Origin of the sequence: Halorubrum sp. Eb13 (assembly GCF_002252895.1) — an archaeon.
In the GTDB taxonomy this organism is placed as follows: Archaea; Halobacteriota; Halobacteria; order Halobacteriales; family Haloferacaceae; genus Halorubrum.
Map to the genome: position 1 here is coordinate 15,744 of NZ_NHPE01000146.1, position 26,619 is coordinate 42,362.

The 26,619-nt window shown below is 71.3% G+C and carries 30 protein-coding genes; 15 read left to right on the plus strand and 15 right to left on the minus strand.

Going from position 1 to position 26,619, the window contains the following annotated elements; translation table 11 throughout:
• Positions 1–75: 75 nt before the first annotated feature.
• Positions 76–219 carry a hypothetical protein gene (locus tag DJ75_RS18800; RefSeq protein ID WP_176451477.1) on the plus strand — a complete coding sequence of 48 codons (144 nt, stop codon included), beginning with the start codon at positions 76–78 and terminating at the stop codon, positions 217–219.
• Entirely contained in the window at positions 216–968 is a 753-nt protein-coding gene (locus DJ75_RS17080; RefSeq protein ID WP_094525784.1) for a TMEM165/GDT1 family protein, read from the plus strand. Before DJ75_RS18800 ends, DJ75_RS17080 begins: the two co-directional genes overlap by 4 nt.
• Here DJ75_RS17080 and DJ75_RS17085 read toward each other — a convergent pair.
• The 3 genes from DJ75_RS17085 to DJ75_RS17095 form a co-directional block, all read right to left on the minus strand.
• On the minus strand, positions 965–1,747 hold the full coding sequence (locus DJ75_RS17085) for a ribonuclease HII (protein ID WP_094525700.1): 783 nt from the start codon (positions 1,745–1,747) through the stop codon (positions 965–967). The genes DJ75_RS17080 and DJ75_RS17085 overlap by 4 nt on opposite strands.
• Before the next feature lie 50 nt (positions 1,748–1,797).
• Positions 1,798–2,169 (minus strand): 30S ribosomal protein S8e, encoded by a 372-nt coding sequence (locus DJ75_RS17090; protein ID WP_094525702.1) that lies wholly within the window; start codon positions 2,167–2,169, stop codon positions 1,798–1,800.
• A gap of 212 nt (positions 2,170–2,381) precedes the next feature.
• Complete coding sequence (locus DJ75_RS17095) at positions 2,382–4,016, minus strand: TrkA family potassium uptake protein (RefSeq protein ID WP_094525704.1); 1,635 nt, start codon at positions 4,014–4,016, stop codon at positions 2,382–2,384.
• A gap of 130 nt (positions 4,017–4,146) precedes the next feature.
• Here DJ75_RS17095 and DJ75_RS17100 point away from each other — a divergent pair, with 130 nt between their 5' ends.
• From DJ75_RS17100 to DJ75_RS17115, 4 genes are all read left to right on the plus strand, one after another.
• Positions 4,147–4,545 carry a helix-turn-helix domain-containing protein gene (locus tag DJ75_RS17100; RefSeq protein WP_094525706.1) on the plus strand — a complete coding sequence of 133 codons (399 nt, stop codon included), beginning with the start codon at positions 4,147–4,149 and terminating at the stop codon, positions 4,543–4,545.
• Positions 4,542–4,820, plus strand: a complete 279-nt coding sequence (locus DJ75_RS17105; RefSeq protein ID WP_094525708.1) for a hypothetical protein — start codon at positions 4,542–4,544, stop codon at positions 4,818–4,820. Before DJ75_RS17100 ends, DJ75_RS17105 begins: the two co-directional genes overlap by 4 nt.
• A 157-nt stretch (positions 4,821–4,977) precedes the next feature.
• Complete coding sequence (locus DJ75_RS17110) at positions 4,978–5,679, plus strand: helix-turn-helix domain-containing protein (protein ID WP_094525710.1); 702 nt, start codon at positions 4,978–4,980, stop codon at positions 5,677–5,679.
• Positions 5,680–5,764: 85 nt separating this feature from the next.
• A complete protein-coding gene (locus tag DJ75_RS17115) occupies positions 5,765–6,310 on the plus strand; it encodes a DUF1684 domain-containing protein (protein WP_094525712.1) in 546 nt (181 codons plus the stop codon).
• 168 nt (positions 6,311–6,478) lie between these two features.
• On the opposite strand, the gene DJ75_RS17120 is transcribed toward DJ75_RS17115, so the two are convergent.
• A complete protein-coding gene (locus DJ75_RS17120; protein ID WP_094525714.1) occupies positions 6,479–6,664 on the minus strand; it encodes a hypothetical protein in 186 nt (61 codons plus the stop codon).
• Positions 6,665–6,812: 148 nt separating this feature from the next.
• Here DJ75_RS17120 and DJ75_RS17125 point away from each other — a divergent pair, with 148 nt between their 5' ends.
• From DJ75_RS17125 to DJ75_RS17135, 3 genes are all read left to right on the plus strand, one after another.
• Positions 6,813–7,916 (plus strand): NADH:flavin oxidoreductase/NADH oxidase, encoded by a 1,104-nt coding sequence (locus DJ75_RS17125; protein ID WP_094525715.1) that lies wholly within the window; start codon positions 6,813–6,815, stop codon positions 7,914–7,916.
• A 104-nt stretch (positions 7,917–8,020) separates the two neighbouring features.
• Entirely contained in the window at positions 8,021–9,259 is a 1,239-nt protein-coding gene (gene eis, locus DJ75_RS17130; RefSeq protein WP_094525717.1) for an enhanced intracellular survival protein Eis, read from the plus strand.
• A gap of 85 nt (positions 9,260–9,344) precedes the next feature.
• Positions 9,345–10,235, plus strand: coding sequence for a hypothetical protein (locus tag DJ75_RS17135; RefSeq protein ID WP_094525719.1), 891 nt, complete (start codon positions 9,345–9,347; stop codon positions 10,233–10,235).
• A gap of 36 nt (positions 10,236–10,271) precedes the next feature.
• Here the strand turns inward: DJ75_RS17135 and DJ75_RS17140 are convergent, their stop codons facing one another.
• The 3 genes from DJ75_RS17140 to DJ75_RS17150 all read right to left on the minus strand — a co-directional run bounded on the left by DJ75_RS17140 (position 10,272) and on the right by DJ75_RS17150 (position 13,219).
• Positions 10,272–11,021: a sugar phosphate isomerase/epimerase gene (locus DJ75_RS17140; protein ID WP_094525721.1), complete on the minus strand. Its 750-nt coding sequence runs from the start codon at positions 11,019–11,021 to the stop codon at positions 10,272–10,274.
• A 126-nt stretch (positions 11,022–11,147) separates the two neighbouring features.
• Positions 11,148–12,218 (minus strand): methionine synthase, encoded by a 1,071-nt coding sequence (locus DJ75_RS17145; RefSeq protein WP_094525722.1) that lies wholly within the window; start codon positions 12,216–12,218, stop codon positions 11,148–11,150.
• A complete protein-coding gene (locus DJ75_RS17150) occupies positions 12,218–13,219 on the minus strand; it encodes a 5-methyltetrahydropteroyltriglutamate--homocysteine methyltransferase (RefSeq protein ID WP_094525723.1) in 1,002 nt (333 codons plus the stop codon). Before DJ75_RS17150 ends, DJ75_RS17145 begins: the two co-directional genes overlap by 1 nt.
• A 111-nt stretch (positions 13,220–13,330) precedes the next feature.
• On the opposite strand from DJ75_RS17150, the gene DJ75_RS17155 reads away from it, so the two are divergent.
• Positions 13,331–14,281, plus strand: coding sequence for an ABC transporter substrate-binding protein (locus DJ75_RS17155; RefSeq protein ID WP_094525724.1), 951 nt, complete (start codon positions 13,331–13,333; stop codon positions 14,279–14,281).
• Positions 14,282–14,287: 6 nt separating this feature from the next.
• On the opposite strand, the gene DJ75_RS17160 is transcribed toward DJ75_RS17155, so the two are convergent.
• From DJ75_RS17160 to DJ75_RS17180, 5 genes are read right to left on the minus strand one after another with little or no spacing between them, the layout of a single operon-like run.
• Complete coding sequence (locus DJ75_RS17160; protein WP_094525725.1) at positions 14,288–14,905, minus strand: HemK2/MTQ2 family protein methyltransferase; 618 nt, start codon at positions 14,903–14,905, stop codon at positions 14,288–14,290.
• Positions 14,902–16,218 (minus strand): mechanosensitive ion channel family protein, encoded by a 1,317-nt coding sequence (locus DJ75_RS17165; RefSeq protein ID WP_094525726.1) that lies wholly within the window; start codon positions 16,216–16,218, stop codon positions 14,902–14,904. Before DJ75_RS17165 ends, DJ75_RS17160 begins: the two co-directional genes overlap by 4 nt.
• 8 nt (positions 16,219–16,226) lie before the next feature.
• Positions 16,227–17,165 carry a 16S ribosomal RNA methyltransferase A gene (locus tag DJ75_RS17170; protein ID WP_094525727.1) on the minus strand — a complete coding sequence of 313 codons (939 nt, stop codon included), beginning with the start codon at positions 17,163–17,165 and terminating at the stop codon, positions 16,227–16,229.
• Between the two features lie 45 nt (positions 17,166–17,210).
• A complete protein-coding gene (locus DJ75_RS17175) occupies positions 17,211–17,798 on the minus strand; it encodes a DUF655 domain-containing protein (RefSeq protein WP_094525728.1) in 588 nt (195 codons plus the stop codon).
• A 47-nt stretch (positions 17,799–17,845) separates the two neighbouring features.
• Positions 17,846–18,988, minus strand: coding sequence for a thiolase family protein (locus DJ75_RS17180; RefSeq protein ID WP_094525729.1), 1,143 nt, complete (start codon positions 18,986–18,988; stop codon positions 17,846–17,848).
• 175 nt (positions 18,989–19,163) lie between these two features.
• Between DJ75_RS17180 and DJ75_RS17185 the strand changes: the two genes are divergently transcribed.
• A complete protein-coding gene (locus DJ75_RS17185; protein ID WP_094525730.1) occupies positions 19,164–20,636 on the plus strand; it encodes an amidohydrolase in 1,473 nt (490 codons plus the stop codon).
• A gap of 21 nt (positions 20,637–20,657) precedes the next feature.
• Here DJ75_RS17185 and gpmI read toward each other — a convergent pair whose 3' ends face one another.
• On the minus strand, positions 20,658–22,229 hold the full coding sequence (gene gpmI, locus DJ75_RS17190; protein ID WP_094525731.1) for a 2,3-bisphosphoglycerate-independent phosphoglycerate mutase: 1,572 nt from the start codon (positions 22,227–22,229) through the stop codon (positions 20,658–20,660).
• A gap of 211 nt (positions 22,230–22,440) precedes the next feature.
• Here gpmI and DJ75_RS17195 point away from each other — a divergent pair, with 211 nt between their 5' ends.
• From DJ75_RS17195 to DJ75_RS17210, 4 genes are all read left to right on the plus strand, one after another.
• Complete coding sequence (locus DJ75_RS17195) at positions 22,441–23,112, plus strand: ArsR family transcriptional regulator (RefSeq protein ID WP_094525732.1); 672 nt, start codon at positions 22,441–22,443, stop codon at positions 23,110–23,112.
• 78 nt (positions 23,113–23,190) lie between these two features.
• Complete coding sequence (locus DJ75_RS17200; protein ID WP_094525733.1) at positions 23,191–24,111, plus strand: DMT family transporter; 921 nt, start codon at positions 23,191–23,193, stop codon at positions 24,109–24,111.
• 72 nt (positions 24,112–24,183) lie between these two features.
• Positions 24,184–24,777 carry a GNAT family N-acetyltransferase gene (locus DJ75_RS17205; RefSeq protein WP_094525734.1) on the plus strand — a complete coding sequence of 198 codons (594 nt, stop codon included), beginning with the start codon at positions 24,184–24,186 and terminating at the stop codon, positions 24,775–24,777.
• A 93-nt stretch (positions 24,778–24,870) separates the two neighbouring features.
• The gene (locus DJ75_RS17210; RefSeq protein ID WP_094525735.1) at positions 24,871–25,449 is read left to right on the plus strand and encodes a transporter; all 579 of its coding nucleotides are present in this window, start codon (positions 24,871–24,873) and stop codon (positions 25,447–25,449) included.
• A 36-nt stretch (positions 25,450–25,485) separates the two neighbouring features.
• On the opposite strand, the gene DJ75_RS17215 is transcribed toward DJ75_RS17210, so the two are convergent.
• Together DJ75_RS17215 and DJ75_RS17220 are read right to left on the minus strand one after the other, a co-directional pair.
• Positions 25,486–25,938 (minus strand): RNA-binding domain-containing protein, encoded by a 453-nt coding sequence (locus tag DJ75_RS17215; protein ID WP_094525736.1) that lies wholly within the window; start codon positions 25,936–25,938, stop codon positions 25,486–25,488.
• Positions 25,935–26,549, minus strand: a complete 615-nt coding sequence (locus DJ75_RS17220) for an AAA family ATPase (RefSeq protein ID WP_094525737.1) — start codon at positions 26,547–26,549, stop codon at positions 25,935–25,937. The genes DJ75_RS17215 and DJ75_RS17220 overlap by 4 nt, the downstream gene beginning before the upstream one ends.
• Positions 26,550–26,619 lie beyond the last annotated feature (70 nt).

Below are 26,619 nucleotides of genomic sequence, written 5' to 3' on the forward strand. Positions count from 1 at the left end.
CTCCGCGTCGCGTGCGGATCGCCGGCGCGAATCGAGAGCCGACAAACTATTGTTTTAGACCGATCTAACCGCCACGTGACGACCGACGACCGCCCCGAACCGATCGACCGGACGGATCCGCGGACCGATCCGCGGACCGGAACGACGGACGCCGGACAGGCGGGCGCTCGCGATCGGACCGCCGCGACCGGCGAGTGCGGGGGATCGGGGGGCGCATGAGCTACTCGGAGATACTGATCGTCGCGTTCGTGGCCCAGCTCGCCGTGCTCCCCGGCGAGAAAGTTCAGTTCATGATCGCCGCGCTGTCGACGCGCTACGACCCGAAGGTCGTCGTCGCGGCCGCCGCGTCGGCGTTCGCCGGGTGGACCGCGATCGAGATCGTCTTCGGGCAGGCGCTGCAGTCGGCGCTGCCGGGGGTGGTCCTCGACGTCGTGACCGCGGCCCTGTTCTTCGCGTTCGCGTACCTGCTGTACCGGTCGATGCCGGATCGCGACCCCGGACGGGTCGCGTCCAGCGACGGCGGCACGGAGCCACCGGCCGCCGGCGCCGAGACGCCGGACTCCTCGGCGGCCGACGCCGACTACGCCGACCTCGACTCGGTTTCGCTCCCCGGTCCGCTCGACCGGTACGAGGGGTCGTTCGGCGGCTTCCTCCCGATATTCGTGCTCATGGCCACCGGCGAGTTCGGCGACAAGACGCAGTTGGTCACGATCGGGCTGGCGGTGCAGTACGGGGCGACCTCCGCGATATGGGTCGGCGAGATGCTCGCGATCGTTCCGATCAGCCTCGCCAACGCGTACTTCTTCCACACGTTCGCCCACCGCTTCGACGTGCGGCGCGCACACATCGCGTCCGCGGTGCTGTTCGCCTTCTTCGGGGCGGACACCGTCCTCTCGATCGTCGCCGGCTTCTCGGTCTGGGAGACGTTCATCGGCGCCGTGAGCGAGGCCGTCTCGGCGCTCGTCTAGAAGTCGTCGAGCCCCGACTGCTCGGCGGCCGCCAACACGTCGTCGCAAGTCGACCACGTCCGGCGCGCGCACTCCGGGACGTCGCCGTTGTCGGCGACGTACGCCCGCAGGAACGACCGCGTCGTCGGGTCGCTCGGGTAGCCGCTCCCGACGGCCTCGTATCCCGGATACCCGTCGTCGATCGCCGCCATCCGGTCGTCGCGCGCGACCTTCGCGACCACGCTCGCCGCGCCGACGACCGGGTCGGCCTCGTCGGCGCCGTGGAAGGCCTCGACGTCGACCGGAGGGAGGGCGGCGGACTCGTCGCCCTCGGAGTCGACGACCACTCTTCCGCCGTCCTCGGGGTCACCGCCGCCGGTATCGTTACCGCCGAGGTCGTCACCGCCCTCGGCGAACGCACCGAGCCGACGCGCGAACCGCGCCTCGCTGGTGTCTCCAGCGTCGGCGACGACGCGGACCGGTTCCGCCGGACGTTCCACGCCGGTGACGCCCGCTATCTCGCCGAGCGCGGCTCGCACCGCCCGCGCCTGCCCGCGGACCGTGAGCGTGTTCATGTCGGTGTCGGGCCGGTCGATCTCCGCGGGCTCCACGAACGCGACCCCGACCGCGACGCGGTCGCTTCCGCGCATCGTCTCGGCCATCGCCTCGCGTCGCTCGGGGGAGAGCCGCTTCGAGTCGTCGACGTCGGCCGGGAGGCTCGCCGGGTCGGCGAACACGGCCGCCGAGACCATCGGTCCGAGCACGGGCCCCTTGCCGGCCTCGTCGACGCCGAGGTACACGCGTCGCTCGTCGTCGTCGAACGGTAAATACGTTCAGAAAGCGAACGGGCTCAGTCGATGAGGACCGCGTTGACCTGCCCGGTCTGGCCGGGACGCGAGGTGACGCGGGCGCGGCCGGCGGACGTGTCGATGACGGCGCCCTTGGTGACGATGTTCCGTCGGGCGTAGTTGACGTTCGAGGGGTTGTCGACGACGTTCTCGATATCGGCCTCGCTGACCTCGCCGCCGTCGGCGACCTGCGCGACGTTCGTCGAGAGCGCGCGGATCTTCCGCTCCGTGCCGCGGGAGTCGATGTACTGGACCCGCGTCTCGCCGACGGTGGTCTCGGCGGGCTCTCGGCCGAGCTGGTGGCGCTTCTTGTTCGAGGCGTGCTTGAGTCGGCCGCCCGTCCGCTTGCGCGTGGAGCGTCCCTGGTCTTTCATACAGGTACGAACAGCCAGCGAATACTTGAACCGTTCGACTCGACTCGGTCCCGAGGCGGCGCGTGACGGGTCGGACGGGACGCGACGGCCCCGCGCACGGATTCGCCGGGAGCGCCGAACGCGGCCGCGGGGACCGGCACGCGAGTCAGCGCGAACCGGCGAGCGGGGTCGCGCGAACCGGCGAGCGGGGTCACGCGAACCGGCGAGCGGGGTCACGCGAACCGGCGCTCGAACTCCCGGATCCCCTCGTCGGTGCCGACGACGACGAGCTCGTCGCCGTCGCCGATCCGCGTGTCGGGACCGATCTCGGTCAGGGTCTCTCCGTCGCGCTCGACCGCGATGACGGTGCAGCCGGTCGCCTCGCGCACGTTCGCCCTGCCGACCGTCCGCCCGACGAGCCGCGGCACGCGGCTCTTGACGACCTCTACCTGCTGGTCCAGGGAGAGCACGTCGCGTCCCTCGATGACGGTCGAGGCGGACATCCGGCCGGTGACGGTCGCGAGCGAGAGCACGTAGTCGGCGCCCGCGCGGTGCATCTTCCGGACGCTCGCGGCCTCCTCGACCCGTGCGAGGATCTGCGTGTTCGGCGCTAAATCGCGGATCACGAGCGTCGTGAACTCCGTCGTGGTGTCTTCGGGCAGCGCGAGCACGACGGTCCGCGCCGACTCGACGCCCGCGGCCCGCAGCGTCTCCGGATCGGTCGCGTCGCCGACCACGTCGACGCCCTCGGCGTCCGCCCGGTCCACGACCGTGACCGGGAGGTCGGCGTCTTCGAGCGTCTCGGCGACGGTCCGGCCGACCTGCCCGTACCCGATCACCACGGTCTCGCCCGCGCCGAATCGCCGCGTGGCGGAGTTCGTCAGCTCGACGAGCCGCTCCAGCTGATCCGGCCGCCCGGAGACGAGCAGGACCGTCCCGGCCGACAGCGTCGCGTCCGGCGGGGGCGCCGCGTCGAACTCGCCGTTGAACCACACGCCGATGACGTTGACGCCGGCGCGTTCGCGGATCCCGCTATCGCCGAGGGCCGACCCGGCCAGCGGACTCCCGTGCGGGACCGACACCTCCGCGAGCTGCAGCGAGTCGCCGATGGCGACCGCCTCGCCGAGATCGGTCTGCAGCGCGGTCGTCACCTTCGCGGCGAGGCTCTCGCCGAGCAGCGACCGCGGCGAGAGCACCTCGTCCGCGCCGGCGAGGCGGTGGTACCGCTCGCGCTCCGGGTCTTCGACGATGCTGATGACCCGCACCTCCGGCGACAGCTCCTTCGCGGCGAGCACGATGCTCGCGTCGACCTTGTCGGAGACGTCCGTTATCAGCGCCCGCGCGTCGGGCAGGTTCGCGGCCGCCAACCCGTCCGTCGACTCCGGGTCGGCACGGATCGCGGTCTGCCCCGCTTCGTGTAGCCGTACCGCTCGGTCGTTGTCCGGCTCGACGATCGCGTACGGTATGTCCCTGGAGTCGAACTCCTCGATGAGCGCCATCGACCGGGAGGTGTCCGAACAGACGACGACGTGACCCGACAGCGCTCCGTCCACCGACGTGGGGGCGCTCGTCGAGAACGCCTCTTCCAACAGCGGCGTCACCACGACCGGCAGCGCGCCGATCAGGAGGACCATCCCGACGAGGTCCATCACCGCGATGAACGCGTTCAACTGCTGGCTCTCCCAGGGCGCGTCGCCGCCGAATCCGGTGGTGGTGAACATCTCGATCGAGAAGCGCAGCGCCTCGATCATCGTGCGCGGGTCGCCCTCGTACACCCGCATCCCGTATCGGTAGGCGATCGCGGTGAAGATCAGCACGAAGAGGACGAAGGCGAAGTACCCGACGACGCGGCGCTTCCACGAGTCCATCGGTCCGTTGTACGCCGCCCACCCACAAAAACGGGCCGCGTCCGGCCGCGTGACGGATGCGGTTGCGGTCGCGACCGCGGCCGGGCCGAAGTTCGATGGTTTAAGACACGGGGGGGCCCAACTGGGGAACATGGTGCGGGACCCGTCGCGCGAGGAGGATCCGCCGTCGGTCGACGACGTGCTGGACGCACTGGCCGACGACGCCGCGCGCCGGATCGTGACGGCACTCACCGAGCCGAAGACGGCGAGCGACCTCTCCGAGGAGTGCGACATCCCCCTGTCGACGACGTATCGGAAGCTGGAGAAGCTCACCGACGCCTCCCTGCTCCGGGAGTCGACGGACATCCGCCGCGACGGGCAACACACGACGCGCTACTCCGTCTCGTTCGACTCCGTGACGGTCTCGATCGACCACGCGGACGACGAGGCGGACGAGTCGCGCGATCTCACCGTCGAGTTCTCCCGTCCGGAGCGCACGCGGGACGAACGGCTGGCCGACCTGTGGTCGGAACTGCGAGAGGAAACATGACAACGCATATTGACCTCGCCATCATCGTGGCAAAGACCGCCATCCTCGTGCTCGGTGGCAGCATCACCTACTACGCGCTCCGCGCGTACGGCCGGACCGGCGACCCCTCGCTGCGCGCGCTGGGGCTCGGCTTCGGGATCGTGACGATCGGCGCGCTGATCGGCGGCGTCTCTCACCAGATCATCGGCGCGTCTCTGGCGGCGGGGATCGCGATCAACAGCCTGCTGACCGCGGTCGGCTTCGGCGTCATCGTCTACTCGCTGTACGTGGAGTGACCCCGCTCGCGGGGCCGCTCCGGATTCGACGTCGAGCCGGGAGAAGTGGGGCCGGTGGACGTCGAGCCAGATGGACGTCGATCTCGGGAGAAGTGTCGACGTCCGACGAACCCCGCTTTCGGTAGCCTTTTGCGGCGCTCCGCCCTCGGACCGCCTAATGAGCGACGCACGCGAGGAGCTCTCTCGCCGGATCGCCGGCGAAATAACGCTCAGCGACGACCCCGGAGCGACGCTTCGGAAGTGGCGGACCGACTTCGACGTCTCACAGACCGAGCTCGCCGAGCAGCTCGACGTCTCCTCGTCGGTGATCTCCGACTACGAGAGCGGGCGTCGGGAGAGCCCGGGGATCGGCATCGTCCGCCGGATCGTCGACGGCCTCCTCGATATCGACGAGCGGCGCGGAGGCGGGCGCCTCCGACAGTACGCCCGCGTGCTCTCGGCGGGCTTCGAGAGCGACATCGTCCACGCCCTCCGCGAGTACTCGACCGCGGTGCCGGTCGAGGAGTTCTACGAGGCGATGGACGCCACGGAAGTCGTTCGCGGCGACCAGGACCACGTCAACGGTCACACCGTCATCAACTCTATCGAGGCGATCACGCGGCTCTCCAGCGAGGAGTTCTACCGGCTGTACGGTCAGTCGACGAACCGCGCGCTCGTGTTCACGGGCGTGACCCGCGGCGAGTCGCCGCTGGTCGCCCTCCGGGTCGTGAGCCCGACGCCGAACGCGGTCGTCCTCCACGGCATCGAGTCCGAGGACCTCTGGGAGCACGCGGCCGACCTCGCCCGCGTCGACCGCTTCTCGCTGGCGACGTCGACGCGCGACCTCGACGACTGCCTGGCCGACCTGCAGGCGCTCTGAGCGCCCCGGCGAGCTGTCTCCCAGCCTCGGGACCTGACCCGCCCGAACCGCGGGCCTGAAACCGCCGGCGCTCCTTCGACCGCGTATGACCGACGAGTACGCCGAGCGGCTCCGCGCCAACCGCCGCGAGAAGGACGAGTTCTTCGCCGAGCACCCGCAGTCGCCGATCCCGCCCGAGCACCGCGACGGGTTCGACGGGCTCGACTACTTCCCGCCGGACGAGGACTACCGCGTCGAGGCGACCGTGACGGTCCACGGCGACCCCGAGCCCGTCGAGATGGAGACCACCGCGAGCAACCCGGTCCGATACCTCAGAGTCGTCACCTTCGCGTTCGAGGTCGACGGCGAGGAGCACGCGCTCGCCGGCTACCGACAGGAGGGCGAGGACGGCGAGATATTCGTCCCGTTCCGCGACAAGACGACCGGCCAGCAGACGTACTACCAAGGCAGGTACATGGAGCTCGAACCGGAGGGAGAGCTCGCCGACGGCGACGTCGTCGTCCTCGATTTTAACCTCGCGTACAACCCCTTCTGCGCGTACAGCGAGACGTTCGCCTGCCCGCTCCCGCCCGAGGAGAACTGGCTGGAGATCGTCGTCCCGGCCGGGGAGCGCGCACCGGATATCGAGTAGTCGGGGGCTCGTCACCGCCGCGTCGCCGTCGGCGGCGACGCGGCCCACCGCACGTCGCCGCGCGGCGTTCGGTGCGCTGGAACCGCGCTCGGAGCCGACCGGTTTCGAAGGGGAGACTCGACGCTCGATGCGGAGTAGAGAAGACGAGAGAGGGTCGTTCGCGCCGCGCTACCGCTCTAACTCGACCGTCAGGTCGGTCGCGATCCACGCGTCCGTGTTCCCCTGCTCCGTGAAGACGGTTCGATCGGGCGAGCAGCGGCTCGCCGCGACGATCGGCCGTGCGTCCGTCGACTCCTCTGTGCCGTCTTCGATCCGGTCTTCGGCGCTGCGCCCGATTCGGTCCCCAGTGCTCATTACCAGTCTGTCAGAGGCACGGGTGGTTATAGGTTTCGGTCGGCCTAAACCCTCGCCGCGATCGGGGCGATCCCCGCACCGGTGCGATCGCGGCGATCCGCGCGGGGAATCGGAGCGCATTACCAGCCGGCGGCACTCCGGTGTCTCGATGACGGATTCGCTCTTCGCGCCGCTCACGCTACGCGACACCGAGCTCCGGAACCGCGTCATGCTGTCGCCGATGTGCCAGTACTCCGCGGACGACGGGTTCGCGAACGACTGGCATCGGATCCACCTCGGCTCCCGCGCGGTCGGCGGCGCCGGCGCCGTGATGACCGAGGCGACCGCGGTCGAGGAGCGCGGTCGGATCACCCCGGGCTGTCTCGGGATCTGGTCCGACGAACACGCCGACGCGATCGAGCCGATCGTCGACTTCGTCCGGTCGCAGGGCGCGACGCCCGGTATCCAGCTGGCCCACGCCGGCCGCAAGGCCTCCCACCGCCCGCCGGCCGAGGGCGGCGATCCGATCCCCGCGGACGACCCCGCGGGCTGGGAGACGATATCCGCGACCGACGAGCCGTACCCGGACGGCGACCGCTCTGAGACCGGCGAATCCGCGGCGACCCGCCGGATGGACGGTGACGACATCGCCGACGTGACCGAGTCGTTCGCCGACGCCGCGGCGCGCGCGCTCGACGCCGGCTTCGAGATCGCCGAGGTCCACGCGGCCCACGGCTACCTGCTCCACCAGTTCTGCTCGCCGGTCACCAACGACCGCGACGACGAGTACGGCGGGAGCTTCGAGGACCGGACCCGACTCCTCCGGGAGGTCGTCGCGACCGTCCGAGACGTCTGGCCCGAGGAGAAGCCCGTCTTCGTCCGGATCTCCGCGACGGACTGGCTCCCCGACCGCGACTCGTGGGACGTCGACGACTCCGTGCGGCTGGCGCCGCTGCTCGCCGAGGCCGGCGCCGACCTGATCGACGTCTCCGGCGGCGGGATCCACCCCGACCAGCGGATTCCGGGGACCGGACCGGGGTACCAGGTGCCGTACGCCGAGGCGATCCGCGAGGGGACCGACGTGCCCGTCGCCGCCGTCGGCGGGATCACGGGCCCGACCCACGCCGACGCCCTCGTCCGGAACGGTCGGGCCGACCTCGTCGCGCTCGGCCGCGAGCTGCTCCGGCACCCGTACTGGCCGCTGGAGGCCGCCCACGAGCTCGGCGCGGACGTCGAGTGGCCGGTGCAGTACCGCCGCGGCCGGTTCGACTGAGGTCGGGTTCGACCGGGTCGACTGCGATCGGTCGCGGCCGATTCGACTGAGGCCCCCTCTCACGCTCCGGGAAGACTTATTCCGCTCCCGCGAGCCGACCGCGTATGGAGTACCGACCGTTTCCCGAGGAGCGCGCCGACGAGTTCGGCGCGTTCATGCGGTACGCCTTCGCTCCCGCGGACGGCCCCTACGACCCCGACGAGGCCGACGACCACGACACGATCGCCGAGCGGCGCGGTCTCTTCGACGCGGCCGACGACACCGTCGCGGTCTGCGCGCACCACCTTTTCGCGCTGCGGATCCGCGGCGCCGACCGCGAGGTCGCCGGGCTCTCCGCGGTCGCCTCCTCGCCCGAGCACCGCCGCCGGGGACACGTCGCCCGGCTGCTCCGCGAGTCGCTCGCGGAGTACCGCGACCGCGGCGTCGACGTCTCGGTGCTGTGGCCCTTCGAGTACGCGTTCTACGCGAACTACGGCTGGGCGACCGCGAGCCGCTACCGCTATCTCACCGCGCCCCCCGAACAGCTCGGCTTCGTCGACGACCTCGTCGCGACGACGGGCGACGCGGCCGGGGCCTTCCGCCCGCTCGACGAGGGCGACTTCGCGGCGGTCGAGCCGGTGCTCGCGGCGACGGCGGACCGCTACGACCTCACCATGGAATGGACCGAGGAGTGGTGGCGCGAGCGGACCCTCTCGGGCTGGACGACCGACCCGTTCGTCTACGGCTGGGAGCGCGACGGGGACCTCCGCGGGCTCTGTCGGTACGAGTTCGACGACGACCCCGACGACGCCGAGGAGACCGTCATGCGCGTCTCCGACGCCGCCGCCGTCGACGACGAGGCGTGGTTCCAGCTGCTGCGGTTCTGCCGCAACCACGACTCGCAGGTCGCCGAGGTCCGGGTCCGAGCGCCGCCGGACGCCCCGCTGCTCGATCTCGTCGAAGACCCCCGCGCCGTCGACTGCGAGGTCCGGACCGGGCCGATGGTCCGGCTCGTCGATGTCGCCGGCGCCGTGGAGGCGCTTGACCCGGACCCCGCCGTCGAGGCGACGCTCTCGCTCGCGGTCGTCGACCCGCTCGCGGCGTGGAACGACGCGACGTTCCGGGTCGTGGTCGTCGACGGAGACGTCGCGGTCGAGCCGTTCGACGCCGAGCCCGCGAGCCCGGACGCGACCGTCGACGTCGGCGCCCTCTCGCAGCTGTACGTCGGCTACCGCTCCGTCGACGAGGCGGTCCGTGCCGGGAGACTCGCGGCCGGCGACGGGGCCGACTTCGACGACGGCGTCGCCGCCGCGCTCCGCGGCCTGTTCCCGCCGCGGACGACGCACCTCCGCGAGGGGTTCTGAGTCGCCGCGTCGGCGACGTCACGCGCCGGGACGCGACCGTCAGCGCCGGCCGGGCTTTTTATCCGCGCGCCGCGTACTCGGTGGTATGAGTTCCCGCGACGACCGACGCGACGACGAGCTCGAGGAGCGGCTCGACGAGCTCGAAGACGTCCTGACCGAGCTGCGGCGCGACCTCGGGGAGAGCGAGCGGGACCGACGGGGGCCGCCGCGACCGCCCCGCCTCTCCGAGCTACTCCGGTTCACCGAGCAGTACACGATCCCGACGGTCATCGCGCTCCTGGAGACGACGATCAAGTCGCTCGAACTGCTCCGGGGGACGCTCCGGCTCGCCGACCCCGGCCGGAGCCTCGCCGACGAGTCCGGCGCGACTGCCGACCGCCTCGCCGACGTCCGCGACGGCGCGAGCGCCGGCCTCGCTCGGTCGCTCTCGGAGCTCCGGACCGCGCTTTCGGAGGCCGACCTCCCGGAGGAGGCCGCCTCGCGCTCGATCATCACCGACGCCCGCGACCTCACCGCCGAGATCGAGTCGCGGATCGAGGAGGGCCGTCGGGAGGCCGACGCCGCGCGGCGACCCGGGCGGGACGACGACCGCCGGAAGGACCGCGGGGCGGGCGGCCCCGAGTCCGACGCCCGAGACGGGGGCCGCGCCCGCGACGACGACTCCCCCGGCCGGGACCGCGGCGTTCGGATCGACGTGACCGACCCCGACGCGGAGCCCGAAGCGAGCGGGGCCGACGAGGAGACGGAGGACGACCCGGCGCCCGAGGTCGACGTCGAGTCCGAGCTTGAGTCGATCAAGCGACAGATCGACGGCGACGAGGCGGACGACGCCGACGCCGTTGACGAGGCGGACGCGAGCGATGACGCGGGTGCCGGTTCGGACGCCGGCGACCCGACCGACGCCGACGGCTCCACTGATGACGACCGGGACGACGCGGCCGAGGAGGGCGACGGAGACGGCCGCGACGCGAACTGACCCGCTCGCCTCCCGCGCCGCTCTCGCCGTTCGTTTTTAAAAGTCCACGCCGAGCCGGTCGGCGACGCGCTCCGCGGAGTCGACGAGCAGGGCGTCGTCGTCGGTGAACACCTCCAGCGCGACGGTGCCGTCGAACTCGTCGAGTTCGGCCGCGACGGCCCCGTAGTCCACCTCGCCGGCGCCGACCGGGAGGTGGGTGTCGCCGCGGCGGCGCACGTCGTGACAGTGGAGGTGCGAGACCCGGTCGCCGTGGGCGCGGAGGAACCGCGTTATCGCCCTGTTGTCGCCCTCCATGTACGCGTGTCCCACGTCGAAGCAGATCGGGGTGTCAGTCTCCCGGGCGATGTCGCCGAGGACGGAGAGCTGGAGCCCCGCGTGCTGGTGGCCGACGTTCTCGACGACGACCTCGACGCCCGCCTCGCGGCCGGCGTCGGCGACCCGTCGGAGCTGGTCGGCGGCCGTCTGCCGGAACTCGATGTCGTCGCGGTCGGCCGACGTCGCGTGGAGCACCGCCTTCTCCGCGCCGAGGTCGCCGGCCGCCTCCAGGAGGCGCCGCTGGTAGTCGACGATGGCGTCGTTGACCTCGGGGACGTAGCTGGCCAGTCGCTGGCTGTACGGCAGATGAACGAGCAGGTCGCGGCCGGCGAGCGCGTCGGTCAGCCGCCCCCGGTCGATCTCTCCCGGGACGAGCGTCGGCTCGCCGACCCCGAGCTCGCAGAAGTCGAACCGCGACGGCGACGCCGCGAGCCGGTCGAGGTCGTCGCCGACGGTGAGACCGATATCCATGTCGGCGGTGGGTGCGGCGGAGATTTATAAGTAGTGGCGCTGGCGGTGCGGCCGGCGGTGTCGCCGGGGCGGTCGCGGATCGATCCCCGCCTCAGTCGTCGAGGCGGTCGCGGATCGATCCTCGCCTCAGTCGTCGAGCGGGTTGTCGACGTCGATCTCGCCGGAATCGATCTCGGCCTCGACCTCGCGAACCGCGGTCACCATGTTCTCCATCTTGCCGTACGCGATCTCCCGGGGCAGGAGCTTCAGCCCGCAGTCGGGCGAGATCGTGAGCTTCTCCGGCGGGACGACGCGGAGCCCCTGCCGGACGTTCTCCTTGATCTCCTCGACGGACTCGATCTCGGCCGTGTGCGCGTCGACGACGCCGAGCGCGAGGTCGGGCTCGAACTCGGGGTCAGTGAACGTCGGGATCTGCTCGAAGTCGCCGTTACACAGCTCGACGTCGAACTCGTCGATCGGGTAGTCGTTGATCTCGGGGTAGATCCGCGAGTAGTCGCCGTAACAGACGTGGAGCCCGATGCGGACCTCCTCGTCGATACCCGAGACGATCCGCTCTAAGGCCTCGCCGACGATGGCGTGGTCCTCCGGCGTCGTCGCCAGCGCGGGCTCGTCGATCTGGATGTAGCGCGCGCCCGCCTCGACCAGCTTCTCGACCTCTTCGTTGACGAGGTCGGCGAGGTCGTAGACGAGCTCCTCGGTGGAGGGGTACGCCTCGTTGAACGCCCAGAAGCCGAGCGTGTACGGCCCCGTGATGGGGACCTTGACGGGGCGCTCGGCGACGTTCGAGGTGAAGTCGAACTCGTCGACGAGCCACGGCTCGTCGTACGTGACCTCCTCGACGACCGACGGCTTGTCGAAGTAGTTGTGACCCCACACCTTCACAGGGCCGTTGAACTCGTAGCCGTCGATGCGGTCGGCGAAGAACTCCACCATCTCGTTGCGGCGCATCTCGCCGTCGACGACCGTGTCGAGCCCGGCGCGCTCGTGCTCGTGCGTGATGAGCCGACAGGCGTCGTCGTGGGCCTCCTCGAGGTCCGCGGCGTCGAACTTCGAGTCCGGGTCGTCGACGAGCTCGTCCGCCCGGTTCAGCCACTTCGGCTTCGGGTACGAGCCGACGACGGTCGTCAGCAGGAACGCGTCGTTCGGGTGGTCGTTCGGGCGGAACTGTTCGCGGTTGGCGTCTGGGTTTCGGACCATTAGTCGAGCACCTCCGCGGCGGCGGCGAGCGCGTTCAGCTTCGCGCGGTACTTGTTGGCGGGCAGGTAGAACAGCTCCGTATTAGGGGTGAGGTAGGTCCGGTCGAACCCCTCGGCGGGGATCTGCGACTCGAACCACTCGACCCGCTCCGCGACCGTCTCCGGCTCCTCGACGAGCGTGTTCTGCCCGTCGACGAGCCCGAGCGCGAGCGAGTCGGTGGAGCCGAACTCCTGGACGTTGTACACCGTGTCGTCGCGGTCGCCGGCGACGAGGTCGAGCCCGAGCGCGTCGGCGCCGGCCTCGTCGACGAGGTGCGCGTACAGCTTCTCGCCGAGCGCGCCGTACGAGGTCTGTACCACGACGTCCGCGTCGGTCGCGTCGGCGACCGTCGCGATGGCGTCCGTCGCGGTCGACTCCGCTCCCTCGGCGGGCGGGTTCGTCACCAGCGACGGTTCGAGGAGGAACAGCGTCTCGTGGGCGGGGAACGCCTCAACCTCGCCCGCGAGGAACTCGGCGATCGCGGCCTGGAACGCCGCCTCGTCGCCGTAGTGCTCGTCGCTCGCGAGGTCGGCCAGCGAGTACGGACCCGGCAGCGTCGCGGCGAGGGGCGCCTCGCCGTCGATCAGGTCGGCCGCGGACTCCAGCTCGCGCGCCACGTCGCCGGAGAAGTCGAGGTCGGCGACCACGCGGGGGTCGCGGTAGAAGTTGTTGTTGTCGTAGTACCGCACGATACCGCCGGTCTCGACGCCGTCGTGCACCGTCAGCGGGTGCGCGATCATGTCGTCCCAGCGGCCCTGCCCCTCGCCGACCCGGTCGAGGCCGGCGTCCAGCTGGTCGTCGACGAACTCCGCGCGGACCTCGTCGTACTGCTCGACGATCGCCTCGCTCTCGTCGCCGCTCAGTAGGTCGCCCTTCTGGTGACCCTTGAGGTCCGAGAGCGTCTCTTTCGCCCAGTCCGGGAGCGGGTACAGTCCCGGCGTGGCCGCGACACGTTCAGTCATCACCAGTGGTTCGATATGCCGCCGTATAATATTTGCTAATACGTATTATGCCCGATAGTTATTAGCGGCGGTCGGCCGAACGGTTAAGCCGACGGTCGGGGATCGGTACCCATGACCGTCGTCTCCCTGTTCCCCTCCGCGACCGAGCTGGCGGCCGCGCTCGGCGCGACGCCCGCCGCGGTCTCGCATCAGTGCGACCGCCCGCCCGCGGTCGAGGACCGGCCGACGCTCACCGGGCTCGTCCGCGACCTCGACGCCGACCCCGCCGACCTCGACCGAGTCGCCGCCCACGACGACACCTACTACCTCGACGGCGACCGACTCGCCGCGGCCGACCCGGACGCGGTCCTCACGCAGGGCGTCTGCGCGGTGTGCGCGCTCGACGCCGGGCTCGCGCGCCGCGCGGTGGAGCGGCTCGACCTCGACGCGGCGGTGCTCGACGTCCACGCCGACGACCTCGCCGACGTCCTCGCGAACGTCGAGCGGGTCGGCGAGGCCGTCGGCCGTCCGGCGGCCGCGGCCGCGCTCCGCGACGACCTCGACGCCCGGATCGACGCCGTCGCCGGCGCGGTCCCCCGGGCCGACGCGACCGCCTCGGCCAGCACGACCCCGTCGACCACCTCCCGCCCCCGCGTCGCCGTCCTCGACTGGACCGACCCGCTGCGCCACGCCGGGCTCTGGGTCCCCGACCTGATACGGATCGCCGGCGGGGAGGCCGGGCTCGTCGCGGCCGGAGAACGGTCGCGGAAGATCGGGCTCGACGAACTGCGCGCCTTCGACCCGGAGGTCGTCGTGATCGGTCCCTGTAGCGCCGACGTCGGCGAGGCCCAGCGCGCGGCCGCCGACCTGCTGGAGCGCGAGTCGATCGGCGACGTGACGGCGGTGCGCGACGGGCGGGTGTACGCGATGGACGGCACCGCCTACCTGAACCGCCACAGCCACCGCGTCGTCGACACGCTGGAGGCGCTGGCGGCCGTGATCCACCCGGACCGATTCGGGGAGTACGGCGAGAAGGTGCGGCGCGTCGGCTCGGGTGCCGTCGGGAACTCGACGAGCGGCTAGCGCGGCTTATTCCCGTCGGTCGAGCCGCAGCACGGAGAGCGTCTCGAACGGGAACGACTCCTCGACGGCGACCTCGTGGTCGAAGCCGGCGTCGTCGATCAGCCCGAGCACCTCCTCGTAGCCGGTCAGCGAGGAGACGAGCAGCAGGACGACGCCGCCGGGCGCGAGGACGCGCCCCACGTCGTCGAGGAACGGCTCGATCAGCTCCCGCCCCGACTCGCCCCCGGAGAGCGCGTGCTCCATCCAGTCGCCCCACTCGTTGTCGGGGTCGGTCGGGAGGTACGGGGGATTGAAACAGACGGTGTCGAAGCCGTCCGCGCGGAACGGGGCACAGAGATCGGCGACGACGGCCTCGACGCCGCGTTTGCGGGCCTCACGCGCCGCGTGCGGGTTGAGGTCGGTGCCGACCACGTCCAGGTCGCGCTCCGCGGCGATCCGCGCCGCGACCCAGCCGGAGCCGGTGCCGACCTCCAGCACGCGGCCGCGAGCGGCCTCGACCGCGGCCTCGGCGAGGAGGCCGGAGTCCTCGGCGGGCTGGTAGACGACGGCGTCGTCGACGCCGCGCCGCGCGGCGAGGTCGGGCCCGGGATCGGAGTCCCCGTCCGGCACGCTCCCGTCGCTCACTCGTCTGCCCCCTCGGCGGCGTTGCCGGACCCGGCACTCGCGTCGTCGCCTCCGTCACTCGACCCGTCGGCCGGCTCGCTGCCGTCGCTTCGGTTGCCGCCACCTCGGGTCGCCGCCCGCCCCTCGACCGACGCGTCGAGCTGCGGGCCGGACGCGCTCTCTTCCCGGGCGGAGAGCGTCTGCTGCGGGAACGGGATGACGATCCCCTCGGCCTCCAGCGCGGACTTGATCGCGCCCATCGCGGCCGTCTGGGTGCGCCAGCGCTTCCGCATGCTCGGGTTCCGGATCCAGTACCGGGCGCCGAAGACGACCGCCGAGTCGTCGAACCGCTTCGTCACGGCATCCGGCTCGGGCATCGCGGCGATGTCGTCGACGCCGGCGATCGCCTCCTCGATCACCGCCGCCGCGCGCTCGAGGTCGGTCGCGTAGTCGACGCCGACCTCGACCTCGATCCGCAGGCGGTTCCGGCGCGACCGGTCGATTATCGAGCCCGACCGCACGTCGTCGTTCGGCAGCGTGACCATCTCGCCGTCGAAGGACCGGAGGCGCGTGCTCATGATCGAGATCTCGGTGACCGTCCCCTCGTGGTCCCCGACCTCGACCCAGTCGCCGACCTCGAAGGGGCGGGAGAACATGAGCACGAACCCGGCGAGCACCGCGCCGAGCGTCTGGCGGGCGGCCATCCCGACCACGATCCCCAGAAACCCCGCGCCGACGAGGAGCCCGCCGACGTTGTCCGTGAACAGGCCGACCACGACGAGCAGCGCGAGGGTGTACACCGTCAGCTGCGTGAGCCGCCGGACCACCTCCTCTTGGTGGTCGGTGAGGACGGTGCTGTCGGCGGAGATCTCGCGGATGACGCCGCCGAGGAAGTCGGTGACGGCGTAGGCGCTCGCCAGCAGCACCACCGCGATCACGACGTTCGACAGCTGGTCCGTGATCGCGGCCGCCTCGAACGCGTCGAGGAGCGCGCCGCTGCGGTCCCACACCGCGAGCAGCGAGATCGCGCCGACGGCGGTGGCGGCGCCGACCGACGCCGAGAGCAGCAGGCGCTGGGTCGAGGTGAGCTCGCCGTCGCGCCGCTTCGCCCACGCGGTGAGCAGCCGCACGCCGAAGACGGCCGCGATGATGAGGACGGAGGCGAGAGTGCGCTTGACGTTCTCGGTCAGGGCGTCGTACACGCCCCCCGCCGGACCGGCGGCGTCGCCGCCGGCGGTCAGCAGTTCCGGGAGGGTCGCGGCGGAGAGCGGGCTGACGGAGAGCGGGTCAACGGGAAGCGAGCCGACCGCCAGGACGGCGTCTACGAGCGCCATCCCCGCGATCACACCTCGGTCGGCGCGCCGTGCTCGCGGGCCAGCTCCGCCAGCGCGGCGAACGCGCTCGGTTCCAGCGTCCCGGGGCGCCGGCGGAGCAGCTCCTCGTCTGCGGCCTCGACGACCGCGTCCGGGTCGTCCAGCCCGGAGATGTGGCCGGTGTTCCGGATCGCGTTCCGCACTGTCTTGCGCCGCTGGGTGAACAGCGCCTTCACGAACCGGAGGAAGAACGCCTCGTCGCCGACCGCGTAGTCGGGGTCTCGGGGCGTACACCGGACCACGGCGCTCTCGACCGCGGGCTGCGGGTCGAACGCCTCCTTCGGGACGCGCTCGACGATCTCGACGGCGGCGTAGTGCTGCGCCGAGACGGAGAGCCGGCCGTACTCGGACTCGCCCGCGGACGCCACCATCCGGTCGGCAAACTCGGCCTGGAACATCAACACGAGCGGCTTCCCCTCGGGGAGCAGTCGGAAGGCGATCTCGGAGGAGACGCCGTACGGGAGGTTGGCGACGCAGGCGGTGAACGGCGGGAGATCGACATCGAGCGCGTCTCCCTCGATCACGTCGAGGCGGCCCTCGTCGACCGCGGTCGCGAACTCCTCGCGGAGGAAGTCGGCGAAGGTCCCGTCGCGCTCGACGACGGAGAGGCGGCCGGGAGCGTTGCCGTCGCGGTCGGCGCGGTCGCCGTCGCCGACACGGTCACCGTCAGCCGCGACCGCCGCCGCCAGCAGTCGGTCGGTGAGCGCGCCGGCGCCTCCGCCGATCTCCAGCAGGTGGCTCGCGTCCGCGTCGTCCGGAAGGTACCCCGGGATCCGGTCGAGGACGCGGTCGTCGACGAGGAAATGCTGGTCGCGGTCGGGGTTCGCGCGCTCCCCGGCGCGCCGCGCGAGGGCGTCGGGGTCGCGGTCCCCGTACGCCGCGCCCTCACCCGTCGATAGGTCGGTCATGGCCGCGATAGGCCGGCGCTCCGGGTAAAAGTCCCGTTTCGAGGCTCACTCCTCGCGGCCGGCGAACGTCCGGTACTTCAGGTCGTCCTCGCGGACCTCCTCGACGACGCGTTCGACGATCACCTCCCGCGGGCGGTGGAGCCCCGAGACGCGCTCGGACACCTCGTCGAAGCTCTCGAAGGGACCGCGCTTGCGCTCGTCGAGGACGTTGTTCCGGAGCTGCTTGCCCACCCCCGGAAGGAGGTTGAGCTGGTGGAGCCGGAGCGTGATCGGTCCGGCCTCGTTGTAGAAGTCGACGAAGCGCTCCTCGTCGGACTCGACGATCGCCTCGACGGCGTACTCCACCTCCGCGGCCGCGTTCCTGGTGAGGTCGTCGTACGACACCTCGCGGTACCGGCCGACTGCCGGGCCGTCGAGCGCGACCCGGTCGCTCACGGAGACGTCGGTGTCGTCGTCGACCGAGAGCTCGTACAGGCGGAACGAGTCGGTCCCGAGGCCGTACGCGATAGGGGACTTCCGCGACGGGGGCCGGTCGTCGTCCGGCCGCCCGTTCGGCAACACGTCCAGCAGGACGGCGGCGGGACCGTCGTCGGCGTCCGCCGCGTCGGGCGCGTCGGCGTCGGGATCGCTCATACACGTTTTACGGCGCCGAACGGTGAAAAAACCGCTGCCGCGTCGGGCTATCGCGAGAACTCGATCGCGGCGCCCTGCCCGAAGCCGACGCAGAGGGTCGCGAGTCCGCGGTCGGCGTCGCGCTTCTCCATCTCGTGGAGCAGCGTGACGGGGAGCCGTGCGCCGGAGGCGCCGAGCGGGTGCCCGATGGCGATGGCGCCGCCGTTGACGTTGTACCGCTCCTCGTCGACGCCGAGCTCGCGCCGGGAGTACTCGCACTGCGAGGCGAACGCCTCGTTGAGCTCGACCAGGTCGTAGTCGTCGATGGTCGTCCCGGCGCGGTCGAGCAGGCCCCGCGTCGCGGGCACCGGACCGATCCCCATCACGGTCGGGTCGACGCCGGCGACGTTGTTCGTGCCGACCTCCGCGAGCACGTCGAGCCCGTGGTCCTCGGCGAACGCCTTGCTCGTCACCAGCGTCAGCGACGCGCCGTCGGAGATCTGCGAGGAGTTCCCCGCGGTCACCGTCCCGTCGCCGGTGAACGCGGGCGAGAGGTCGGCGAGCTTCTCGGCCGTCGTGTCCGGGCGGATCCCCTCGTCCGCCTCGACGAGTCCGTCGTCCGTCTCGACCGGAACGATCTCGTCGTCGAACCGGCCCGAGTCGGTCGCCTCGGCCGCCCGCTGGTGGCTCCGGGCGGCGTACTCGTCTTGCGCCTCGCGGCTCACACCGTACTCCTCGGCCACCTTCTCGGCGGTCATCCCCATCTGGAGCTGAAAGACGTTGTACTGCTCCGACAGCTCGGGGTGCAGGTGCTGGTAGGAGTCGCCGTCCATCGGGACGCGGCTCATGTTCTCGACGCCGCCGGCGACGACGCAGTCGCGATTCCCGGCGGCGATCGCGTCCGACGCCGAGATGATCGCCTGCATCGAGGAGGCGCACCAGCGGTTGATCGAGGTGGCGGGCACCGACTCGCCGAGCTCCGAGAGGAGCGCGATGACGCGGGCGACGTTGTTGTCCTGCTCGGTGCGCTGCTGGGCGACGCCCCACATCAGGTCGTCGACGTGGTCGCTCGTTAACCCCGTCTCGTCGAGCGTGTGGTCGATGAGCGCCGTCGAGAGGTCCTCGCTCCGGACGTCTTCGTAGACGCCTCCGTCTCTCCCCTGCGGCGTCCGATATGCGGCGGCGATCACCGGCGTGGTCTCGTCTGTCATGAACGATCACAGACCGGTAACGCTCTTAAATGGTCATGGAACCGGCGGAAATATACCCGAAGTTTACGGTTTATCGCATCTGTTGATATTTTAACACATTCAGCACGACCGATAACCGAACGCCGCCGACCGAACTCGACAGAGCCTTTTTTACTTACGTTCGCAAGTAGTTACCATGGTAACTGACGCGATCGTCGAGTCGGTCGAAAGCCGCCGGGACCGGCTCACCGACCTCGCGCTGGACATCTGGGATCACCCGCAAACCGCCTTCGAGGAGACGTACGCCGCCGGTCGACTCGTCGAAGCGCTGGAAGAGCGAGGGTTCGACGTCGACGTCGGCGTCGGCGGCATCGAGACCGCCTTCGTCGCCCGGTACGGCGACGGCGACCCGGTCGTCGGAACGATGGGCGAGTACGACGCGCTCCCGGGGCTCTCCCAGCGCGTGAGCGCGACCCGCGAGCCGGTCGAACGGGGCGGGAACGGCCACGGCTGCGGACACAACCTCTTCGGCGTCGGATCGCTCGGGGCCGCCGTCGGGGTCGCCGACCTGATCGACGAGGGGGTCGACGGAACCGTGGTGTACGTCGGAACCCCCGCGGAGGAGGCCGGCGCCGGAAAGACGTACCTGACCCGCGCGGGCGCGTTCGACGACGTCGACGCGGTCGTCTCGTGGCACCCGGGGTGGTTCAACGCGCCCACGAAGGCGTCGTGTCTCGCGGTCGACGCCTTCGAGGTGACCATGGAGGGGACCTCCTCGCACGCCGCCGCCGCGCCAGAGGCCGGGCGAAGCGCGCTCGACGGGATCCAACTGCTCAACACCGGCGTCGAGTACATGCGCGAACACGTCCCCGACCCCGTCCGGCTCCACTACGTGATCACCAACGGCGGCGACGCCCCCAACGTCGTTCCGCCGGACGCGACCGCGGAGTACCTCGTCCGCGCGCCGAGCCGCGACCTCGTCGAGTCGGTGACCGAGCGGTTCCGCCGCGCCGCCGAGGGCGCCGCCCTGATGGCCGACGTCGACGTCGAGATAACGAAGACGAGCGGGGTGTACGGCGTGCGAGCGAACGAGACGCTCGGCGACGCCATCTACGAGACGATGGCCGACATCGGCTCCTTCTCGGTCTCGGACGAGGCGCTCGCGTCGGACCTGCGCGACTCGCTCGGGGACGTCTCCGACGCGCTCGAGGAGCTCCCGCCGGAGGTCCGGGACCGCGCGGCGGACCGGTCGTACTTCACCGAGCCGATCGAGGCGCCCGACGCCGGGGAGGTCGGGGCCTACTCGACGGACTCCGGCGACGTGAGCCAAGTCGTGCCGCTCGGTCGGATGCGCACCGCGACGTGGCCGGTCGGCACGCCGGCGCACTCGTGGCAGGCGGTCGCCGCCAGCGGCTCGACCGGCGTGGACGGCATGCTGTACGCCGCGAAGTCGATCGGCGGAACGCTGGGCCGACTGCTCACGGACCCCGAGCTCCTCGCCGACGTCGTCGACGAGTTCGAGCGGCAGGGCGGCGCCGACGAGTACGAGTCGCCGATGCCGGACGACGCGGATCCGTACGAACTGCTCGGCGTCGATCGACCGACGTTCGATCCGAGCGACGGCTCCGCCGGCGACTCCTCGGGCGCGGAGGCTGCCGACGACGACTGAGCCGCGTTCAGCGGCCCCGAGTTACTCCGAGAGGAGCGGCTCGCCGGTCATCTCCGCGGGGCGGTCGAGCCCGATCAGGTCCACGAGCGTCGGGGCGATGTCGCACAGCGACCCGCCCTCGCGGACCGCGCGCCCGCCGTCGTCGCCGTCGGGAGTCAGGTAGACGAACGGGACCGGGTTGAACGTGTGGGCGGTGTGGGGGTCTTCGGGCGTCCCCATGTCGTCGGCGTTGCCGTGGTCGGCCGTCACGACTGCGTGCCCGCCCGCGTCGGCGACCGCGTCGAGGAGCCGGTCGAGCCCCGCGTCGACCGCCTCGACCGCCTCGACGGCGGCGTCGAAGTCGCCGGTGTGGCCCACCATGTCCGGGTTCGCGTAGTTGAGGACCATCAGGTCGGGGTCTTCCTCGTCGATGATCGCGATCGCCTCGTCGGTGAGCTCCGGCGCCGACATCTCCGGCTGCAGGTCGTACGTTGGAACGTCCGGGCTCTCGACGATCTCTCGGAGTTCGCCCTCGAACGCCACCTCGCGCCCGCCGTTGAGGAAGTAGGTGACGTGCGGGTACTTCTCCGACTCGGCGATCCGGAGCTGCGTGCGCCCCGCGTCGGCGACGACCTCGCCGATCGTGTTCTCGGGGATCTCCGGCGGGAACGCGACCGGGAACTCGAACGTCTCGTCGTACTCGGTCGCCGTCGTCATCCGGACGTCGGGCTGGTCGACCTCGAACCCCCACTCGGGCCGGGTGTCCGTGAGCAGCCGGACGAGCTGGCGGGCGCGGTCCGCCCGGAAGTTGAAGAAGATCACGGCGTCGCCGTCGGCGAGCGCGGGCTCCTCGTCGACGAGCGTCGGCTCGATGAACTCGTCGGTCTCGCCGCGCGCGTGCGCCTCGGTCGCGGCCTCGACCGCCGTCTCGGCCCGGTGGGGCGCCTCGCGCTCGACGATCGCGTCGTACGCCTTCTTCGTCCGCTCCCAGTTCTCGTCGCGGTCCATCGCGTGGTACCGGCCCGTGACGGTCGCGACGCGGCCGGTCCCCCGCTCCTCGGCCTTCGCCTCCACCTCGGCGAGGAAGCGGTCGGCGATCTCCGGGGCCGTGTCGCGGCCGTCGGTGAACGCGTGGGTCGTCGCCGGCACTCCCGCGTCGGCCGCCGCGTCGATCAGCGCGAGCAGGTGCTCGACGTCCGAGTGGACGCCGCCGTCGGAGACGAGGCCCATGAGATGCACCCGCCCGCCGGTCGACTTCGCGTGGTCCAGCGCCCCCGCGACGGCGTCGTTGTCCGAGAGCGACCCCTCGGCGAGCGCGTCCGTGATCCGGGTGTACGCCTGCTTGACGACCCGCCCCGCGCCGATGTTCAAGTGGCCGACCTCCGAGTTCCCCATCTGCCCCTCGGGGAGCCCCACGCGCCGCCCGTGGACGACGAGTCGCCCGTCCGCGCCCCGCTCGCTCGCGTCGTCGAACGCCGGGGTGTCGGCGGCCGCGACCGCGTCTCGGCCGGCCGGTCGCCCCGAGGGATCGACCGTCTCGCCGTCCTCGCCGTCGCCGCCTCCCGCGCCGCTCCCGAGTCCCCAGCCGTCGAGGACGATGAGTGCCGTCTCCATACCCCCCGTTCCGCTCCGCGGGGTAACTACCCTTCGCTCCGGGCGAACTCCCGGCGACGACCGGCCGGCGGCGACGGTTCGGCGGCGACTGTTCCGTGGCGATCGCCCGTCGGCGACAACGTGGCCGCGGGGAACGACCCCCGGGAGGCGACCCGGTCGGGTCGCCCTCCGTAAGTCAGCCTTTTACGCTCTCGACGCTAACTATACGTTAATGGACTCCGCGGTACTGCTCGATCTCCTCGGGAACGAGAACCGGCGGCGCATCCTCCGGCTGCTCGCGACCAAGCCCTGCTACGTCACGGAGATCTCGGAGTACCTCGACGTGAGCCCGAAGGCCGTCATCGACCACCTGCGGAAGCTGGAGGAGGCGGGCCTGATCGAGTCGACGACGGACGACCAACGCCGGAAGTACTTCCGGATCACCCGCAGCCTCAGACTGGAGGTGAGCGTCTCCCCGTACGGGTTCGGCGCGAAGAGCGCGTACCCCGCCAAGAACAGCCTCGACATGTCCGGCCGGTGTCCCCACCTCACCATCGAGGCGCCCGACGGGTCTGGCGCGTCGAACGACATCGGCGACCTCGCGGGGGAGTACGCCCGCCTTCAGGACCTCGACCGCGAGCTCTCGCTGGCCCAGCGGTGGGTGCAGGGGCGGGTCGAGGACACGCTCGCGAAGATCGACGAGCGGCTCGGAACCGAGGCCGACAGCCGGTTCTACGCCGCGATCCTCGCCGCGGTGATCGAGACGGACGGCACGCCCGCGGCCGTGGCCGAGGAGGTCGGCGCCCGCGAGGAGACCGTCGACGACGCGCTCGGGCGCCTCGCCGACGTCGGGGTCCTCGCCCGCGAGGCCGCCGGCGACGACGACCGGTACCGAGTCCGGTAGCGGGTCGGCGTTTCGGGCTCTCCCTGCACGTCCGGCCGCTTCCGGAACCTTTTGAACCGCGCCCGGAGGAGGGGGCGTGTGAGCCGAGCACGGGACCTCGCGCTGTTCCTCGTCCTCGCCGCCGTCTGGGGGTCCGCGTTCATGGCGATCAAGGCCGGATTGGCGTACTTCCCGCCGGTGCTGTTCGCCGCGCTCAGGTACGACATCGCCGGCGTCGTCATGCTCGCGTACGCCGCGTACGCCGTCGACGACCCGGTCCCTCGCGGGCGAGACGAGTGGGCCGTCGTCGCTGTCGGCGCGACGCTGATCATCGCCGGCTACCACGCGTTCCTCTTCGTCGGCGAGAGCGACCCCGCCGTGACGAGCGCCGTCGCGGCCGTGATCGTCAGCCTCTCGCCCGTGCTGACGACCGTCTTCGCCCGCGCCTTCCTCCCGTCCGAGCGGCTGACCGTCGTCGGGGTGATCGGCCTCCTCGTCGGCCTCGTCGGCGCGGTCGTGCTAGCCGCGCCCGACCCCGCGAACCTGACCGGCGGCGGCACGGTCGCGAAGTTCCTCGTGTTGCTCGCGGCGGCCTCGTTCGCACTCGGATCGGTGCTCACCCGGGCGTCGGACGCCGACCTCCCGATCGAGACGATGGAGGCGTGGTCGATGCTCGCGGGCGCGCTGTTGATGCACCTGCTGTCGGTCGGGCTCGGCGAGTCGGTCGCCGACGTCGCGTGGACGAGGGAGGGCGTACTGGCGCTGGCGTACCTGTCGATCGCCGCCAGCGGGCTCGGCTTCCTCATCTACTTCGACCTGCTCGACCGACTCGGACCGATCGAGATCAACCTCGTCTCCTACGTCGCCCCGATCTTCGCCGCGCTCGCCGGGTGGGTGTTCCTGAGCGAGGGGATCACGGTCAACACGGTCGCCGGCTTCCTGATCATCTGCGTCGGGTTCGCCCTCGTGAAGCGGGCGGCGCTGCGGTCGGCGCTCCGCGAGTACGGGATCGCCGCGTGAGGTCGCGCTCGCGGTTGTGACCGCTCGCCACACCCCGCGAGGATTTTATACCCGTCCGCGTGACGGGCCGCCATGTTCCCCGAGACGATCGAAACGGACCGGTTGCGACTGGAGCCCCGACGGCCCGAGAACGTCGACCTCGACGCCTGTTACCGGATCTGCTCGTCTGACCCCGCGATCGACGAGGTGACCGAACACGTCACGTGGGACCCCCACGAGACGAAGAAGGAGACCCGCGAGTTCCTCGAACGCGGCCGCGAGCGCTGGGAAGACCACGAGGCCGCGAGCTACGTCATCCGCCCCCGCGAGGGCGAGGAGGGCGCCGGCGATATCGCCGGCTTTGGCGGCTTCTCCGTCGACTGGGAGCGGCGAACCGCCGAGCTCGGGACGTGGCTCCGCAAGCGGTTCTGGGGGCGCGGCTACTCGGGCGAGCGCGCCGCGGCGCTCGTCGAGGTCGCCTTCGACGACCTCGACCTGGAGGTCGTCGCCGTGGGCCACCACCCCGACAACGACAACTCGCGGCGGGCGATCGAAAAGTACATCGAGCGCCTCGGCGGCCGCCGCGAGGGCCGCCTGCGGAACACCCTCACCTTCCTCGACGGGAGCGTCCACGACGAAGTCCGTTACACGATCTCACAGGCGGAGTGGCGCGAGGCGACGAGCTGACGCGCATCGGGTGTTTCGGCGCCTGAAACGAGTTTTTTACTTGCTCATCGCGAGCCAACAAACACTTACCACGGCCGAAACGACTGCGGGTGCATGTCAGTCACCGACCGAACGAGCGGGACGAGCGGAATCGTCGGCGGGGCGGCCGCGGGCGCCGCCGCCTACGTCCTCGGCTACCTGTTCGCGTACGTCACGCAGGGGAGCGCGATAGAGGACCAGCTGGCGGGGTTCAACGTCTTCGCCGACCTGTTCGGCGGCGATCCCATTCCGACGTGGAAGGCGGTCGGGTGGGTGTTCTACAACGGCCACTTCGCCGACACCCGAGTACCGTCGCTGGTCGGCGGCTCGCAGATGACGAACATCATCTCGCAGGCCGACGGCGGCTCGCTGACGCTGCTGTTCGTCGTTCCGCCCGTCCTGCTGGTCGTCGCCGGACTCGTCGCGAGCCGGATCGCTGGGGCGACGGAGCCGGTCGACGGCGCGCAGGCCGGCGCGTCCGTCCTCGTCGGGTACCTCCCGCTGGCCGTGATCGGCGCGTTCCTCTTCCGGCATGCGGTCCGAGAGGCGACGATCGCCCCCGACCTCGTCACGGCCGTGCTGCTCGCGGGCGCGGTGTACCCGGCGGCGTTCGGCGCGATCGGCGGCGCGGGCGCGACGCTGCTGAGCGACTGAGAGAGTCGAAAGAGCGGTCGGTCGTTTTCTCGGAGTTCAGTAGTCGCCCTCGTCGGGCTCGACGCGGTCGCCGTACTCCCGGACGGGATCGACCGGCCGGCCCTCGTCGGTCTCCGGCGCGACGTAGTCGATGAACGACTCGACGTCGGGCTCGCGGACGCGGACGTCGACGTCGATCTCGCCGAGCTCGTCCGGCTCGCCGACGGCGAAGTTGACGACCCCCTCGAACGCGGCCTGCTTCTTCAGCGAGAAGGCGAACCCCTCGTCGGTGCTGTTGCGCAGGAACACCCGGCGGGCCGTGTCGAGGATCTCCTGCTCGTGGAGCACGTCGGAGAAGGCGTCGAGGGTGTGCGCCTCGGCGACGAGACTGCCGTCCTCGTGGACCGGCTCCGCGTCCGGGAACACGTTCCGGACCGCGTCGAAGACCCGGTCGGTCACCTCCGTGTCGCGGACCGGGACCTCGATCCGCACGTCGACGCTGTAGATCACGCGCCGTCACCTCCGGCGTTCGCGGTCGCCGTCGACTCCGCGCTCGCTTCCTCGCCCGACTCGCCGGCGACGCCGAGCGCCTCGCGGACGCGACTCCGGAACTCGTCGAGCGTCCCCGTGTTGTCGATCTCGACGTCGGCGCGGTCGAGCGTCTCGCCGAGGCCGAGTTCGATCTCTCGCGCGTCGCGCTCGCGGAGGGCCTCGAGGTCGGAGTCGGAGTCGTCTCGTCCCCGGTCGTCGAGGCGCTCGGCGCGCACCTCGAAGGGGGCCCGGACCGCCACGAGCGTGAAGTCGTCGCCGAACGCCTCGCGGAAGCGCTCCAGCTCGACGGTGGAGCGCAGCCCGTCGACGAGGACGGCGTCGCGGTCGCTCTCGGCGGCGGCCTCGCGGATCAGCGGGAGCGTGCGGGCGGCGATGGCGTCGTCGCCCTCCTCCTCGCGGAGCGCCCGCGCGATCCGGCCGTGGTGCTCGGCGGGGTCAAGCCCGCGGCGGCGGCACTCCGCCCGGATCACGTCGCCCATGACGACGACCGGGATCCCGGCCGCCTCGGCCACGTTCGCCGCCTCCCCCTTCCCGCTCCCGGGGAGCCCGACGGTTCCGATAACGTTCATTGACGCGGAGTAGTCTCGTGCCGGACTTAGGTCTGCTGTTGGCGCCGCCCGCCGGCGCGAACCGTCGGCG